Origin of the sequence: Paenibacillus sp. M2 (assembly GCF_046713495.1) — a bacterium.
GTDB classification, from domain to species: Bacteria; Bacillota; Bacilli; order Paenibacillales; family Paenibacillaceae; genus Paenibacillus; species Paenibacillus amylolyticus_B.
Genome location: NZ_CP169648.1, coordinates 6785887 through 6803634 on the forward strand (window position 1 = coordinate 6785887; position 17748 = coordinate 6803634).

9 protein-coding genes are annotated in these 17748 nt (G+C 49.6%); 1 reads left to right on the top strand and 8 read right to left on the bottom strand.

The features are described from left to right. Positions 1–78: 78 nt before the first annotated feature. The 8 genes from ACETMN_RS30895 to ACETMN_RS30930 all read right to left on the bottom strand — a co-directional run bounded on the left by ACETMN_RS30895 (position 79) and on the right by ACETMN_RS30930 (position 16136). A complete protein-coding gene (locus tag ACETMN_RS30895; protein ID WP_091012819.1) occupies positions 79–963 on the bottom strand; it encodes an ABC transporter ATP-binding protein in 885 nt (294 codons plus the stop codon). Positions 964–1643: 680 nt separating this feature from the next. Continuing rightward, positions 1644–4862, bottom strand: a complete 3219-nt coding sequence (locus ACETMN_RS30900; protein WP_091012817.1) for a hypothetical protein — start codon at positions 4860–4862, stop codon at positions 1644–1646. Beyond that, the gene (locus ACETMN_RS30905; protein ID WP_024632789.1) at positions 4859–6118 is read right to left on the bottom strand and encodes a TRAFAC clade GTPase domain-containing protein; all 1260 of its coding nucleotides are present in this window, start codon (positions 6116–6118) and stop codon (positions 4859–4861) included. The genes ACETMN_RS30900 and ACETMN_RS30905 overlap by 4 nt, the downstream gene beginning before the upstream one ends. A 90-nt stretch (positions 6119–6208) precedes the next feature. Further along, positions 6209–6856, bottom strand: coding sequence for a beta-mannanase (locus ACETMN_RS30910; RefSeq protein ID WP_091012814.1), 648 nt, complete (start codon positions 6854–6856; stop codon positions 6209–6211). An 18-nt stretch (positions 6857–6874) separates the two neighbouring features. After that, a complete protein-coding gene (locus ACETMN_RS30915; protein WP_091012812.1) occupies positions 6875–8158 on the bottom strand; it encodes a vWA domain-containing protein in 1284 nt (427 codons plus the stop codon). Between the two features lie 86 nt (positions 8159–8244). Further along, positions 8245–10692, bottom strand: coding sequence for a transcription initiation factor TFIID (locus ACETMN_RS30920; RefSeq protein ID WP_091012810.1), 2448 nt, complete (start codon positions 10690–10692; stop codon positions 8245–8247). 1 nt (position 10693) lies between these two features. Next, a complete protein-coding gene (locus ACETMN_RS30925; RefSeq protein ID WP_091012808.1) occupies positions 10694–14083 on the bottom strand; it encodes a tubulin-like doman-containing protein in 3390 nt (1129 codons plus the stop codon). A 259-nt stretch (positions 14084–14342) separates the two neighbouring features. Next, positions 14343–16136 (bottom strand): vWA domain-containing protein, encoded by a 1794-nt coding sequence (locus ACETMN_RS30930; protein WP_091012807.1) that lies wholly within the window; start codon positions 16134–16136, stop codon positions 14343–14345. Positions 16137–16544: 408 nt separating this feature from the next. Between ACETMN_RS30930 and ACETMN_RS30935 the strand changes: the two genes are divergently transcribed. Next, entirely contained in the window at positions 16545–17477 is a 933-nt protein-coding gene (locus ACETMN_RS30935; protein WP_210109270.1) for a hypothetical protein, read from the top strand. Positions 17478–17748: the final 271 nt, after the last annotated feature.

The following is a 17748-nucleotide window of genomic DNA, read 5'->3' on the forward strand; positions in this document are numbered from 1 at the left end:
ATGAATGCAAAAGAGCCGCCTGCGATAGCGCACAGCGGCTTCATTCTATAATGTAAGGACCACATATGGCCCAATTTATTAACTTCCTGTCGCTTGAACACGTGGTTCTGTCCGTCCTCCAGCATGAACCATCGCACTGTTCATGACCATCTGCTCTGGCGTCTTCGATTGCTGGCGTTCGCCTGCAAGAGCGTAAGGCAAGCAGAGCGGTACACCGGAACGCGGATCAATCACAATATCTGCTTCAATGTTGAATACTTCACGAAGCACATCCGAGTTCATGACTTCCACAGGTGAACCATGAGCAATGGCTTTACCTTTTTTGATACCAATCATGTGATGTGCGTAGCGGGAAGCATGATTCAAGTCATGCACAACCATAACAATGGTACGGTTGGCTGTGGCATTCAGTTGCTCCAGTAATTGCAATACTTCGAGCTGGTGAGCCATATCCAGGAACGTAGTCGGCTCGTCCAGGAAAAGGATATCTGTTTCTTGTGCAAGTGCCATGGCAATCCAGGCACGTTGACGCTGTCCACCGGACAGTTGATCAATCGGACGATCATGGAATTCAGTCATGGCTGTCACTTCGATAGCCCATTCAATCATCCGTTTGTCTTCCGCACGCATGGAGCCAAATCCTTTTTGATAAGGAAAGCGACCATACGATACCAGTTCAGTAACGGTAAGACCTTCAGGGGCTGTTGGATTCTGTGGCAAAATCGCAAGTTGCTTGGCAACTTCACGCGTGGACTGTTTATGGATGGACTTCCCGTCGAGCAATACATTACCTGCTTTTGGAGCCATAATACGTGCCATCGTTTTCAGGATGGTTGACTTCCCTGAACCATTGGCCCCAACAAGTGCTGTAATTTTTCCTTGGGGAATCTGAATATTCAGATCCTCTACAATTAGTCTTTCCTCATAAGCGATATCCAGCTTGGTCGTCTCCAGACGAAACATGCGATCATCCCTCTCTCATTTATCCCGGTTATGTAATCCGGCTATGACAACAAAAACGAAATTGTAATTCTGTGTATTTCCGACGCAAATATCTTCTACACTAAAGATACTGATAATCATTATCATTTGTCAACATAAAAAACCAAATTTTCTTCTCTTTTCGTGCTTTATTTGGTCTTTCTCTAGCAGAAATCCCGCTCTTTTCCCAAGTACACATGAGATCTTTTCTCATTCATTCCGCGCACTTTATCACTTCTGACTGTCTTTTAAACTCTTGAATCGCAAATTTTGTGTCTGAATTGTGAATGTGTGAGTTTTTTTCATGCAATGGCTGTATAAATTGAACTAAAGGATAGTTACACTAGCCACTCCGATGACAGAACAACCTTCTGATCGCTGTTATCCCCAGATTTTTTCATCCTTTTTTAGTGGGTACATCCGGGGATAAAGGCGAACGTTTCACTTCTTCAGGGTATTTCTGCCCTCTCCGTTTTTGTGTAAATGTTAGTTCAATATATTCATCCGCCATATCAAATAAAAAAAGATGACCTTGAAATCTAAAGTTCAAGGTCATCTCACATACGTTCGTTTAATAAGGTATGAAGCCAGCATTTTTCCTTATTGGATCAAAAGACACTTAATGAATCTATGCAACACGCTCAAATAATATGATTTACAGCTTAATTAGGCTGCGGCATCAATTGGATCACTGTCATATTGCCCTGCGTACTCTTCACACTGACAATGCTCTCGGCATCCATATTCGCCGGAAGATCGATCTGCAATCCATACGGATAGAGACGATCTACCTCTCCAATAGACATCTGTGCAGGATTGTTCGCATCCGCATCCTGTTCATTGGATACAGATGTGTCAGGTGATGTGGAACCAGTAACTTGATCTGCATCCGTACCTTGATCCGTGTCTCCACTCGCAGCATTAGACGATCCATTCGTCCCTGTATCCGTTGTTGTATCGGTAGCAGGATCTGAAGTGGAATCACCTGATGTTGAAGGATCGGCCTGTTGATCGCCATCCTCCGTCTGCTCTGTGTTCCCCGCGTTTCCCGCTGATGAGCCATCCTTGCTCCCTTCGGAAGTACTTCCTGAACTACTATTGGAAGGAACTTGGTTATCTGGCTCCTCGTTCCGATTAAAACTCTCCCATTTTCCTGTAGTAACCAACTCCTGAGTACTATCATCCTTCATCGTCAACTGAAGTTTGCCTTGTTCAAACTCAGTGCTTCCCGTATCGTTCCTGAAACGGATCACCAGTTGAGCAGGTGATTGCGTACCCTCCTGTTCACTCGCAGGAATCATATAAGCAATCTGCTCCGCTAGCTGCACCTCAGGTTCAGCCGGTATGACAGGCTCCTGGGTAGATGGAGGGGATGCCGCTGGCGGCTCTACAGAATCTTTCATCCATGCATATGTACCGCCCGCAATACCAAGAACCAGGATCAAGAGGATTAATCCGAACAGATTTTTCCTTTTACCCGTTAGCATCCGCACCAGTGGAGAGGACAATTCCGTCTTCGCACGGTCATAGACCGGCTTCATTGTCTTGCTGGCTCTCACGTAATACGGTTTGAAAGCTGACTTCGACTTAAAAGCTTCACGGTCATGGGCTTTGAAATACGCCATGATCGCATCCGCATATCCTTTATGCACATTGGAACCCCGGACAAACATCCGATGATCTCCTGACCATTCGAAGAATGGATACAGTCCTTCAGCACGACTTGCATTGGTGCGGATGAATTCAATCAGGCCGGGATAATCCAACCGATTGCTGCCGCTTCCTCCCCGATAAAAAGCCATCGGTAAAGCTTCATATGCTGCGATCCCCGGATGAGCCTGCAGCTCTCCGGCAAGCCAGCGACGCGTCCAGCGTTGAAGTTCATTGCGTTCTGCCAGGGAAAGTGCCTCCAATGCCTCTTCTTCATTCCCCTCGCCACTAAGCCACACTCTCGCAGCCAGCATCATGTTCGTTCGAGCAGATACATCAGAACCTTGACGTGCCGCCCAATCCCGAACCTCATTACCATGCTGCAAAATATCAATGCTTAACAGCTGTTCACGGTTAACCCGTTCCAGATCCAGATCCTGAATCATAAACAGGTTAATGACATAAGCAAGCTTGTCTGCAAGGCGGGTTAACTCCTCCTGATACGCCGGATCTTGACTGGCAGACGGAGATCCCCCTTTGCGATTAGGGCGGGCTGTAGCTTCCGATTGACCAATTCGTGCCGTAATGCCTGTATCATAAGTGACATCAGCGGATACCCGATCCAGTATGCTAACACGCTGGAGGGCTTCATTCGCAGACTGTACCGGATTAGGCGCAGAACATAACCGTTCACGCAGCTCATTGGCTGTCCGCTCCTGCAAGAAGCTGTAGTGGATCGCAGATGGATGGGACGTAACCCATCTTCGGATCACTTCAACAACGTTCGCTGCCGATTCCGTGCGTTTCAGCTGATTGTCCAGATAAGGCTCGAACAACAGCTTGGTAAGCGATTCATTGGCCAGCACTTTATCAAAGAAAGCTTGATTCAGCTGCGGATCCCGATCCAGCACAGCATACAATTCCTGCACAGCACGCATACGCTTCTGGGCGCGAGCATTATTCACACCGTAGATGAAATAGTCCACAATCCGGGATTGCACCACGGGCGCGGCAACACTGAAATACTCTCCAATGCGAGCTGCGACGTCTTCTTCGGGTACGTTCTCACGCTTCACGCTGTCCAGTTCCCTGCTGAGCAAGGTCAGGAACAGCTCGTTCAGACGGGAACGTTGCTGTAATCCACCATCCGGCTTCAAATAGGTCAGCAAGCCACTCAGGACATGACTTTTGTTATCCAAATACAGGTCTTCCATGCCTTGTTCAAGACCATAGAACACCGCAAGTTCGCCATACGCTTCAATGGAAAGTTCCCGACCAGGCTCCATGCCGGACAGCATCTCATCCGCAAATGTATAGAACGCATCCGCCGCACCAGGTTCCTGCAATAAAGCCCAGGCGAATTCCGCATAAGGTAACTTCGCCACAGATGCATCCGCATGTGTCACTCTGCCGGATACCAGATCAAAGGTGAAATCCTTCTCCGTATTCCGGTCTTTCGGACGTAACGTCCCCCGCTCTACAAACTGGACGTGAATGCCCTTCTTGGCCTGTGGCTCCTTGGCAAACGTCATGAATCCCAGTTGCCGCCGGAATGCGTATGGTAAAGCCGTGTACAGCAAACGTAGCAATCCTTTGGCCCCTGCGGTCACTTCCTCTGCGGGAAGGTCCAGCGCAATGTATACTTTTCTGCGTGTCGCTACAGACTGCATTACCGCATAGAGCAGGCGCTTGAACAGCACTTCGTTCATCTTCAAGGCGCTCAGCACTTGAATTGGTGATCCTACGCCAGCATCGGTCGCCCCACCCTGTCCGCTCATAGATGATATAGGCAATTCAGCAAGTGCTGGCAGAACTGTACCTTGTTCGATGTCATAGGACGTGGCAAACACGGCATCCAGCCAGCCGCCTTGTTTCATCTGCTCTTCCGAGCGTTCGGGAGACAAGACGTAATTATGTGCAAAAAAGGCACTGCGCAGCCCGGTGAAATCCGCAGACTGGTACACATTTTGGCCAAGAATCGTCTCTCCACTCTCCAGATGAAGCAGGTGAATGGAAGCCGGAAACTTCGTCTCGTCCTTCTCGCTACGGCCTGTTAGCTCCGCTGGAGCGTCATAGACACAGTAGGGGTGAAGCACTCTTTTGATAAAAGAAGGGTCCAGTCCCGGCGATGCCGCAACCGTATCAAACCCCTCTGTTGTGCGAAACACCCCGCGCCGCTCTCGGGTATACAGCTGTTGTTCAATGGGCGGGGTTACGGAAGAACGCATCATCCCACTCTCCCCTCAATGTACTTCAGCTTGTACAACAGCCACAGGAAGGGTTCATCCACGCGGATCGGGCTAACCACACCCTGCAATTTCATATCCACCGGATTGCTACCCAGCGCAGAGACTGCGAAATAGGCTGTATCCTTGAAGTACACATCCATCGTGCCCTTGAACGGGCGGTCCACCTTCTCGATAAAACGGCGGATCTCCCCGTCGATATTCTCGAACTCGGTTAAGTCGAACCAATCGCGGTGAACCATGTTGCGGAAGACGTTACTGTTGGATTTGATATAATCCCCCTCTTCATCCTTGAGGGAATGCAGCATGTCGCTTTTGGTGAGCACAACAGCTGTGGGAATATTCGTTTTGGCTTTGTCCTGATACGCGATAAAATCTCCAAACATCGTCAGCACCACGTCGCGTGGCTCATCGTATCGTGGTGTCCACTCTCCCGGCTCGTTGCCCAGGTTAATGCGGATTTTGTCCCGAATCGAACGAATCTGAAGCGGGTCCACCATGAACAGGATACCTGCCGAGTTCTTGATGTGCTGCCCGTGAAGTCCGAGATAATCCTGCTCCACCATACCTTCACCCGCAACGTCAAAGAATACCAGTGTCAGCGGCGCTTTATCTTCGTCCTTGAACACAAACTGGAAGATAAACGGCTCCTGCAACTTTTCCTTCTGTGTGGAATCCAGCAGATCGCCCCGTTCAAACAACGGTTCTTCATAATCCGCACGGAACCGGCGGCTGATCTCCGCATTCAATGGCATGCAAGCCGCGTCAAAATGATCAGCCGTATAATGCTGCAATGTATGAATTAATGAAGTCATGTAGACGGATTTCCCCACCTGGGATGCACCGATAATGGAAATGATATTGCTGGGTGCTTTACCTGCCGTAACAGGTAGCTCGTTATGACATTGCGGACACAACCGGCGGCGTGTAACGACACCATACCGATCGTTCAGCCCCATCACGATGTTATCGGAATAAATACGGTGTTCCTCCGGTACATCATGCGGAGCCAATACGGCCTCCATATCAAATACCGTGTCAAGTCCGAACCTTTCGCGATACCGATTCAACTTTGCATCTTCCCCGAGTGCGTAGTCCTCATCATCATCGCGGTGATGGGCGGCGCGGAACACTACCTCTTCCGGTGAAAACTTACTGAAACAATAAGGGCACACAATATCATAAAACAGCGGACGTTCCTCCGGCTGTTGTCTCTTCAAAAACCGACTAAAAAAGCTCATAGCCACTCCCCTCCCCTGATCAGTCAGACTAAGGTGATTTACACTTGCACTACGATGACAGAGTAACATTCCAATCGCTAGTCCAACTATCTAGTCTGATATAAGCCGATAGGCGGCTCCATATTTCGGTCCGTCCGTGAAGAATAATCGCACATAATCATCCTTGGCAACTTCAACGGGCGGCATCTCATTTCTTCCGGGAGCAAAATCACTCACAAAAGGATACACCGTACCATCTTCCTTATTCAGCGGTACCCCGCCCTGCTTGCGAACATAACAGAGGGCTTCCTTTGGAACAGGCACCTCCGCTGTGACGGTGATCAATACACTTTTTCGTTTCTGAAAAAAGCCGCTCTTGTAGCGAATGGAAAAGCGAATATCCGCTTTCCCTGCGCTTGCAATCACCATGTTGTCTTCATCTCGTTGACGGATCAGCACAGGCCCGTCTTCCTGCATCTGACACACATACACCGTGTACTTGATGGCACCAAAACCTGTGATCCGATCCGTGTAACCATTGCTCGCCTTATATTCCTCTCTTGTGTACAGCTTCAGCTTGCCCTGTGCAAGCTCTTCCCTGGTACGATCATCGCTCATCATATCCAGCTCCAGCCGTTCCACATACACAGCTTCTACCCGTTCCGGCCAGAGCCAGCGAAGTGTACAACGCCCTTCGTCCACCGCAAGTGTCAGTTTTCGAATCAAGGGTGTCGAAGGGTCTGCATCCGTAAACCGCATTCCATTGGCCTCCCGACGTTAGAATCCTTTGCTGCGTGTATCTCTTGGTCTTTGACCAAACCCTTCGGCAGAAGAAGTTCCGCCGCCAGCTTCACGACGACCCCGGCTCTTCCGCGGCGTGTTCTCCTTAATCGGAACAATCCAGGAGAAGAGGGTCAACACGCCAGACAAAATTAGTATCGCACCGAGTCGTACAAATGTATCACCCACGTTCGAGCCGTCGAGTCCCCATTCCAGCAGAAGCCCTGCCAGTAGACCCGACACCGCACCACCAATACCGAAGCTTAACGCAAGGTGACGGTTATCGAATACAAGTCCGAGTGATACACCTAGTGCCACTCCAATCAGCAGAACGGCTGCAACACGGAAAATCGCCAGATAAACGCTATGTTCCATCATACCTGTACGCTCCGTCACCAGCGTCCGTTCATCGATCGTATCGTAGATCTGCTGGAATGCCAGATTCAGACCACCGGAATCCGGTACATCATAGTACATGCCACCCGTTTGCTGGGCAATATTACGCAACAGATCCGTACCCGATGGGTCCACCAGGCTTAGGCCGACTGTATTAATAGAAATCTGTTCACTGCTATATTGGGACAAAATATCTGCCGTATCCGCTTCACTGAAGCCATCGGATAACAAGATGACGACCGTACCACGTTTCGGGTCCTGTTTGCCCTGAATCTGTTCCATGCCTTCCCGCAGCACGGCATCAAAATTGGTGCCGCCCGAAGTTGTGACAATGCCATCGATTTTGCTATAAACCTCATTCTTGGCCGCTTCACTATCCAGCGCAATAAACGGTTGCAATAACTGCGGCTGGTCATCAAAGGTAATGACAGCTACCTGTTTGTCACTCTCCATTTGGCTGATCAGTGTCTTGGCTGCTTCAAAGCGTCCGTTATCCGGATCTGTCTCGCTCATGCTGCCCGAGTTGTCGATCATCAGTACGATGTCCTTCACTTGCTTCACACCGCCCGGATTGATCTGATACAACAATTGCAGAGCGAGTCCAACAACAAATAACAGAGCCAGCGTTGCCGGAACAAGCAATTTCCACGACAGTCCCAGATATCGAAGCTTCCATGATGCGCCATTCAGCTTGGGTGAGATCATCTCTGCGATCAAACAGAATAACCCCACACTCAGCGCCAGTACGCCAAAGTATAAGCCCATCAGCAACAGACGCGGCATTTCCCCAAGCCATTGACGCAGCATGATTTCCCCTGCCGCAAAGCCCACTGCCCCGCCAATCAGGCTGAACAGGACCAGGAGAAGATTGATTTTTCGCTGCATGTCCACATGCATCCTTTCCATACCAGCCGTAAGCAGGCTGAGTTAATACAAGATTATAGCAGGGTGTCATGACACAGCCAGACATCTTAACGGATGGGTGACAACTTTTCCGCCAGACCTGCGGGGTGAAGTTCATATCCATTCTCCGTGTACGAGTCATAATATACCTTGCCGTTCCGATACACCATGAGATCCTCCAGATGGAAACCTCCCATCAGATTGAGCTTCTCCACACCACTGCTGCGTTCCTCGTACACCACACCCAGCTTGTAGATGCGTGACGTCTCTTCGGCATGCGCCGCGTAGTCCATGAAAGCACTATGATGGTCACCAAAGAAATACTTCTCTTCATACCGATGTTCCTGCGTATAATCGAATACCCGTACCCGAACAACTGCCTGATCCTCCAGTGTGTGGTATAACCTGCGGAACAGATCATCCCGGGTCAATACGTCTTTGTCTCCGTAGGCAATCGTTACATTGGCCCGCTGCAACAGCTCTTCTTCAAATGGCAATCGCAATGGCTCGGCCGTAAGTAGCAACGAGTGACATACCTCCATCAACCGTTTCAGCAGACGGTCATCGCCTTCCGTTGCAAGGCGGTTCATATCTCCCATATACCTGTCCTCAAACCATACGTCCCGTCCGCGCTTGGCTTCCAGGTCGGTGATTAGCTCTTCCGTCACTTTGCCGTAGTATTCCATCACGTTCTGGCCGATGTATTCATCCGCAGCGGCGATACTTTGGGCAGCCGTTTCTCGCAGTGTACGTTCCAACACTTCAAGGGCTGCTGTGACGTGGCGACTATATCGGTGAAGTTCTTCCATCTCCGTATCGTAGATGCGCAGCAGATGTAATTCATTTTCCAGTCGCAACAAGTCTACCTTGGGTACATACACTCGTTCCAGCATGCAGTCAATCAGATTGCGTACATTCTGTTTATCACGGAACAACGCACGTTTGAACGACTGATCTTCCACCCGCTCTTGCTGACGCTGCTCCAGCAGAGCACGTGCCGATTCAAGTTGCATCGATTTATCCCGAATCAGTCCGAGCAGCGCTTCACGTACACTGCCAGGCTCACCGTCACTCCAGGCTGCCCACTGGAAGTAACCAACCTCTGGATGCTCCGCGCGGGATTGTTCGGCCTGACGGCGCAGAGAGCCGGTAGAACTGCGCTCGCGCACACGCTCTTCAACAAGACGGACAACGTTATCACGGAAGTACGCTTCAGCGCCTTGTCCGAACAACGCTCTCTCCGCTTCACGAAGCGAGATCGGCTTCAGATCGGAGAAACTGACGTTATGCGTCATGATGCCACTCATGCCACTAACCAGATCTTCACTCGGCAGCAGGCCTTCAACTTTACGTTCCACCGAGGCCGCGTCCAGTCCGAAGAAAGCGAGCTTGTCCTTGATGCTCCAATCCGGCTCCTGCCGCATGCGTGCGAGCAGATACCGATACATGTGATATAACACCGCCAGTGCTATCGGCTTGTTTGGCCGCCTGATCTCGGCAAAACCCGCACTTGCATAACCATGCTGATCAGAGGTGGTGCGAATATTGTTTTTGAAGGATGTATTGTTGTATGTGTTCGCTCCCGTGCTTGAAACGCTACCCGAGTGATTTGCATCCTGCTTCCGGTTCTTCAACAGGCAGATCCGGCAGATGATCTCGGCATTTTCGATCCAGCCACCGGGAACGCCGGTTCCACGCTCATTTTTGTCGGACAACAGATATACAAGATCATACAACGGGGACGCGTGATGTGTAACGGGAATGGAGATCCCATCCTCCGTCACCAGCAGATTACAGCTGAACGTGTAGTCCAGCGACTGCATATAATCCAGCTCCCGTAGAAAAGCAAGGCCTGCTGCGCTGGCATATCCAAAGGAATCCACCTGTTCCATCTCGCTGACCAATACATGCAGATCCGTTTGCACCGACTTGAAGGCTTGGGACAAAATGATCTCCGTCAGCTTGGTGAGCTCTGGCAACAATACATTCAGCGGATCATCCGCCCTGGTTACCACCGTAACGTAAATCCGATCAAATGACGAGTACAGCCGTCCATATTCGGCAATCCGGTTACTTACCCGACGAAGCGTACGATTCAGATCAAAGAGCGCCCGATCCGATTCGTGGAAACTGCGGTGTACATCCTTACGCCGTGTTTTGGACGGTCGCTCCGTCTGCCCAGCGAACAGAGGCAAGCGGTGACGAGTCACCTGACCGTCATCGGACGAGCCACCAGTCCTCGTTTCACCCGAACCCGCTTCCTGATCTTCTGTCCCAATCTGAACGTAGACCACACCGTCTCCGTTATCCCATTTCAGCCGATTGATCTCCTGCACAGCAGACACGGCAGGTGCAACCAGATCACCCACGAAAAGGAACAAAGCCGGGTAATGGATACTGCTGCGTCCATCCCCCAGGCTGCCTTGACGCTCCTGCTCTATTGCATACTGTGCTGCATACTTCTCCAGATCGCGCTTCAGGGTATTGTTCGAATTGAACTCCATCCCGGTCACCATCTTACTTCAGCCTTCTGCGAATGTCGTTCAGCTTGGACGACATCGTTCTGTAAAACTGATAGATATCTTCTCCGTTAGCCAGTTCTACCCGCTCATATTCCAGACGATCACGTGATTCCATGAACAGCGCAGCCAGATCATCCAGCTTTGTCAGCAGTGGGGTGATATCCTCTGAAGCCGTGAGATCGTTATCGCGGCGGGAGGCTTTGCGCAGCAATGTACTACGATCCTTCTCCGCCAGACCGCGGAAGTTGCCAAACACTTCATACTCGGCAAAGTTACGGCTCTTCATCAGGTTTGCGAACGGCTCCCATGCGTCTTCTTCCGGGTCACGGTCATAGACGTAGAGCGCACCTTTTTTGACGATGGTGTCAGTATATAACGCTTCGATGAAGCGGTCATACCACTGCTCTTCGTCTTGGTACTGGGCAAGAATGCCTTCGAGTTCCGCAACTTTGGCCGAGATGGCATTCATCTTTGACAGTTCCTCACGTACACGTGCGATCAGCTGCGGGGAGCGTACCAGGTTTTCTTTGGCCATATCTTCATTAATACTTCCGAAAATATCCTTAACTCCTACACGCGGCAACCCTTCGGATTGCAGACGTTTCAGCTCAATCACCGCCCGCTTCACTTCGCCGAGGTTCGGCGTGGTGGACGTCAGACGCATGTCGTAGGCTCCCAGTTTGGCAGACAAATCAAACGCTTCTGTTGTCACAATCGCATACCGGTTGCTTGTATTCTCATCAATGGATTTGGCTGTCACAATGTTGTATCCGAGCGCCTGCTCGAATTCGTTACGCACACGGGCATTATACTGCTTCACACGGGCGTTCTCGTACACATCTCCCCATGATTTCTCCGGAATCGGAGACGGCAGATAGGTCCAGTTGTTTTTCTCCGTTTGCACCAAGTGACGACCAATGCCTTCTTTGTCCAAAATGGTACGTTCATAACTTTCCTCATATACTTTGAGCGGTGTATACACAAAGAGCGGTACCCCGTTTCGTGTGTTCAGCCAGAAGATCCGGTTACGCACTTCACTTTCCTTGACGGTAAAATGAGATTTGCCCACCGCATTGTTCTGATAATTGCGAATCCCTTTCAGAATGCCCGGCGCCTGTGCCGGTACCGATACAAATCCCCATGAAGGGAAATGCAGACTGCCCGTACTGTTGCTCAGATTAAACACCGGAACAGCCTCGTCATCCAGCTTGCCGGCAATAAAACGCTCCACGAATTTCTCGACCGACTCATCCTGACCATATTTGATTACCAGGAAATCCTCCATGGAACGGGTAATCAGATCGCCGAATTTCTCACTCAGGAAGTCGGAGATGGAGCTGACGATATCAATCTCGTTCTCTTTCACCCACTGGCTGGAGTTTTCCAGCAATTCACGGGAGAAGTCGCGGATCAGATCATCTGTATCACGCTTATCCAACAGCCCGTCCACCACACTGACGATATCCGGTACACTTACAACGTTCCAGTAATATGTTTTGTTGCCTTTGTGATCGGCTTGTTCTTCGCCGCGTGTCAGCAGGTCACCGTTCTTGGCAAATATCGAGCTAAGGGCATTCAGCGTTTCGGTAAATACGTTATAAATGCGGCTGTTTTCCTGGTTCAGCAACTCATACAGATCTTCATAGAACTCGATCATCTGATCGTTACGTTCCACGTCGGCGTGCAGCCAGTACTCATGAATTTTTGCTTCAATATAAGCATTCTTTTTCTTCTCTTTGGAGACAAAAGCACTCTTTGCATCGCCCAACTTCTCTTCGGACTGCTCCTGAGCTGCTTCAATATCACGCGGAATGCGGAAGGCATTCTCACGCAGGGTTTCAATGTACGATTGAATCATCTTCAGTACACAGAACCCTTTTTCCGTATAAATGAGACGAGATACATAGAACGGACCTTGTTCTGGATGCAAAAACATTCGACGGATCTGTTCGGTAAACTGACCGGCAATCTCACCCGGCAGTTGTTTCTTCGCCTTGATATATTCTTCACGGGCACGTGCCAGGAAGTTCTGCTCCAGTTCGGTGTCCATATTCACAACCTGGGATTTCACCACGTTGCCATAGGATAGGCGCTCGCTGTTCTGATATCCAGGCAGCGGCTCTGGCACGCGGGCTTCAAAGGACTTGACCACACTTTCGAGATCAATGCCCAGCTTGCGGGCAAACTTCTCGGTATCCTCCTGGTTCGGTGCTTTGGAGAACATGGTGTTCATTTTGTCGAACATGCGATATGCCAGATACGTGGTCATCTCTTCAATCGGCAGTACAGCCGAAGATGCACCAATGATGTTGTAATCATAGTTGGCCGGGTACACCTTGTTCATCTGTGCGATGTTGGTTCGAATGTTGCTGATATAGTCATGGATCGCGAACTCCTCACCCGACTGCTTCTCCTCACTTGCCATGAAGTTGGTAATGTTCTCGGCCGTGACGTTCATGCAGTAATCGTAGGCGTTCTCCAGCAGTTTGCCTTCGGTATTCGTCGCAGAGATCAGATGACACAGGTTAAATGGCGGCAATGGTGAGTTAACGGTTAAAATATTGCCGTACTTCTGTGTGAATCGCTCACCGCGGCTATCCACGTTCATCCAGTAATCCAGCTCTTTGAGCGCAGCATAACCGTTCTTGCGAATGTATTCGCGCGTGTGTTCGCTCAAGCTTTTGTTGGACAGGTTCACGTCTGGCGTGAACAGATAGCCAAGCGTATTCACGCGGTCAATTCCGGCAGAGCCGTGATCCCGTTCTATAATACCGCGCACGATATAGGAAATGTCGAGGAAACAGCCGCTGCCTGTACCGCCGGACAGACCTGTCAGCAGGAACACCATCAGTTTTTTGTTGGTGCCTACGGATAAGGTTTTGATTTTTTTGTCGATGGCCTGCACGACCTGATTAATTTTTGTGAACAGGAGCAGACGTCCAGCCTGACGCACACCTGCGGCGCCATTCATGCCGTCCGTGATGCTCAGTTCCGGAGACAGCCAGTCCGTAATATACGGTTCCAGCACACTACGGTTTTGAAGAAGTCCGCCAATCTCGGCATTGGACAGCAATACGAATTCATTGATCGGATCAAGTCCGATTCCTTTATACTTTTTGGCGCGATCCTGTTCGTTCGTTTCAAAAGCCAGAAACTCCACATTGTCCGGTTTGTCCATTTTTTTCTTGGATACCGGGTCCTGTGGCAGCTTGAAACGACGGTTGATCTGATATTTAAGACGCAGCAACGCGTCAATTCCCGTTCCTCCCAAACCGATAATCAGAATGGGGTTATCAATCGTATCGACCCGGATTTTCTCACTGACAATCCCTCCGCCAAGTGATACATCCAGTTGCTGAATATGTTCTCTAACAATCGGTTTCATTCCATGTCCTCCTTTGATTAACGCACATATGCTTCAATCTATACAATTCAAACTAAAGAAATTTACACTTGCCACTCCGATGACAGAACAACCTTCCGATCGCTGTTATCCCCAGATTTTTTGATTCTCTTTTTTCAAAGGTGAAAATCAGGGGATAAAGGCGAACGCTTCGCTTCTCCAGCTTTTTTCTGTCCTCTGCGTTCTCGTGTAAATGGATTAGTTCAACTTATATAGCTTACATTCACTTAGCTATAATCCTTCACACCAAATACTCGATCAAAATCGTTTTGTCCGCCTGTTGCAGCGGGATGCTCAGTCGGTCACCGTTCTTCAGTTCAACGCCTGAGCTTGCATCGACTGCACGACCGGATTTCTCCAGCGTACCGCCTGCGGTGTTACGAATTATAATTCGATCGCCATTGCTGGGCGTAAATACATATTTTTCGGTTTCCTTCAGCTCAGGGTCCAGCTGCAATAACTGGTGCAGATGGAAACGGCCCCGGAAGGATACCAGCTTTTTATATTGTGGATATGACTTGTCGCCCGTGTTCTCATCACGAATCTCAACGATCATCTGACCGACAAAGCCCCGGTTTTTGCGTTTCAGCCAACCCATCAGGAACCAGACACCAACACCGACCACAATCAGGGCTACAACACCCAGAATGACAGGTAACCAAGGGAACGGCTTGTCTTGTTCACCGCCTGGCGTGGTCGGTTGAGCACCGCTTCCGGTTGCTCCGCCTGCGTTAATCGTGATTGGCGCACTTTCACGGTAGAAGCTGTCTTCTTCCGCACGGATGACCAATTCATAGTTATGATTGTCCGGTACTTCAAACGTTCCGGCAAAACCAGAACCTGTATTGTCCAGGGGTTGTTCTTCAATTTTGCCTGTATCCACATCTTTCACAACCAGCGTGGCTTTCATATCTGCATACAGATCATTATCCTGAAGTGGCTGACCGCCATTCTCCAGTTTGGCAGCAAGATCAACCTTGTCCCCTTTGGTATAGGACTTGGTCTTAATTGGGTCCACAACGAGCTGAAGATCATAGTTGAACAACAGGTTGATATCGATGCTGTCTTTCGGAGCCCCTTTTACCCGAAGTTTCCAGTCTCCTTCTTGGGGTTTCAACAGCTTCACGAGTGAATAACTCTTCGACGTCGAGAGCTTTGCTGCGTCCGAGTTCAGGTCAACGGCTTGTCCGGAAGGGTCTGTCAATTGCACTTCCACCGGCTTCGAGGACATGATCGAAATATTTGCTTCCAGCACACTGTCATTTGGCACGTTCACGGTAACTTCCTGATAACTGCCGTTTCCTGTTACAGAGGGCAGCTTCACCACATTGAGTTTGGCATGGTCAGCGAAGATCTCACTCAGAATCTGTGGCAGATCATCCGGCGTATCGGTAATGAATGACTTGCCTCCGGTCTGCTTCGCGAGGTCTGCGAGTGCATCCTTGTTCAGCTTGCCATCCGCGTTCAGTCCAATCGTATACACCGGGATACCCTGATCCTGTGCTTCCTTCACGGATTTCGCCAGATCAGCGTCGGATTGTGCCTGTGTACGGCCTTTGGTTTTGTTAAAATCATTGTTGCCATCCGCAAGCAGCACGATCATTGGCGAGTGAGACGGATCTGCACCATGATTCAGTATGTTGACGGCTTCGGCGACACCAACTGAGACATCGGTGTATGGCCCCCGGCCGAGCTGATCAATAAAATCCTTCAGGCTGCTCTTGTCCGCATCGGACTGAATCGTAAGCATAGCCTTTTCCCGCTCCACCTGATCGGTATAAGCTACAATCCCTACCTTGTCCCCTTGAACGGGTAACATATCAATAAACATTTTCATGGCTTCATTACTGATCTTGTCACGGTCACTTGTATTCATTGAGTTACTTACATCGGCTACAAGTACCGCATCGATTCCGCTTGTCTGTGCCTGAGCCGCTGCAGCGTGTGGCAGCAACGCCTGAGGTAGCAGTATCGTTAGAATGGCCAGCAGAACCATCGTTCCGCTCAGCCAGCGTATTTTGCGTGTCCGCAGCATTAGGTGTACTCCTTCACGTTTGAGATTAAAATGGGAATAGTTTATTATAGGCGTCAAGCCTTAAGGAAATCTTAACAGTCTACTAATAAATTCTGAAAAGCACCCCTATCTTGAGTTACAGTTTTGTAATGACTGACAAAAATCGACGATTTCATGCCCTGAACTGGCACAAAAGTACCAACTATGGAAATATGATATAGTTATTGCCAGCAAACTGCAATATAACAGCGCTTGTTCACCAAGCCATAGAAGGGAACGGATTATGGTTACATACGGATGCCTCGCCATATTGTTTCTTTTTGTCATCATAAAGGTAATTTCACTCCAGCTTCATCGGCGGAAACCGGTCTCCCGCGAAGGCACGGATCGTACCCTCTACACTATTCTGAATGGTGAGCGTGATTGAGCATGAGTACTAAACTAGTTGTATCCATAAGACCATTTCATCGAACGACCTATGCCTATGAAAAGTTGCAAGTCTGCAGACGTTGTGGACAGTATACCTGCCTGTGGGAAGATGAGTGCACAGCCTGCGGCAGGGGTATCCTGATTTCCGTTCAGGCGAAAGCGACTTCCCGTGTGAAACGTCGAATTGCACGCGACCTGTTCATTACCCTATTGTTCGGTACAGCGGCCACCTATTTTGGTGAAACCATAGATCAGACCATGGCAGCGGCCAGCGTTTCCCTGTTGCTTCTGGCCTTACTGATCTTCATGCAGAAACGTTCGTTCGAGGTAGAGCAGCAGCGCGAGTTGAAGCGCACGTTGCAACAGGACGAGGAACTCATCCGTCAGGGCATCAACCGCAACTGGGCCCTGGTCGCTGAAGCCCGAAAGCAGGATGAAGCACTGGCCTATGAGATGCTTCGCGAGATCGGCTCACTCGTCTACAATGACCGGATTCGACTGCAACAGGTTGCGCTATTACAATCCTTTGTCCTGCGCAGTGATATGGATTTGCAGCTCAAGCCCTTGCTGCTGCACAGCTTCGAGCGGCTGCTCGCTGAATATATCGGTGAGATTGCCCGGCTTAAGCCGGATTTGATCCGAGAAGACGCGATTCGTTATATCGCTACCTATGAAGTGAACATTTTACAGCTCCACAATGGAATTCAGATACTTACAGCCGTAGCTGCTGCTGCAGTGCGCAAGAGTAAATATATTGAGTTATTCCCTAGTCTTATTACCCGCTACGCCCGCTTTATGCCCAAGGATCGCTTCATGAGACTTTATCACACGATTGAACGCTACCCGAGCAAGGCACGCGGGGGATTGGCAGAGTCGGTAGGTCGGGTGTATAACGAGAAATATCGGGATCAATACGCAGATGTTCAGCTGTAGGGATGATATATTGAGAAAGAAAAACGTAGTTTAGTGCAAACTCACTCCGTGTATCTAGACGAATGGAATTTCAACTACCCCTGCATGCACATCGGCAACAGGTATCAAATGTTATGATTCTAATGATATAAGAATTCATCCAAAAACACCCCATCCTTAGGTCTAGGATGAGGTGTTTTGAATTTTATGGCAGTCTGCCAAGTACTATGCGAAGTACATGGACAGGAAGAAAAACTAGATGGCGAATATCTAAATGGCATCTTCCATGGAT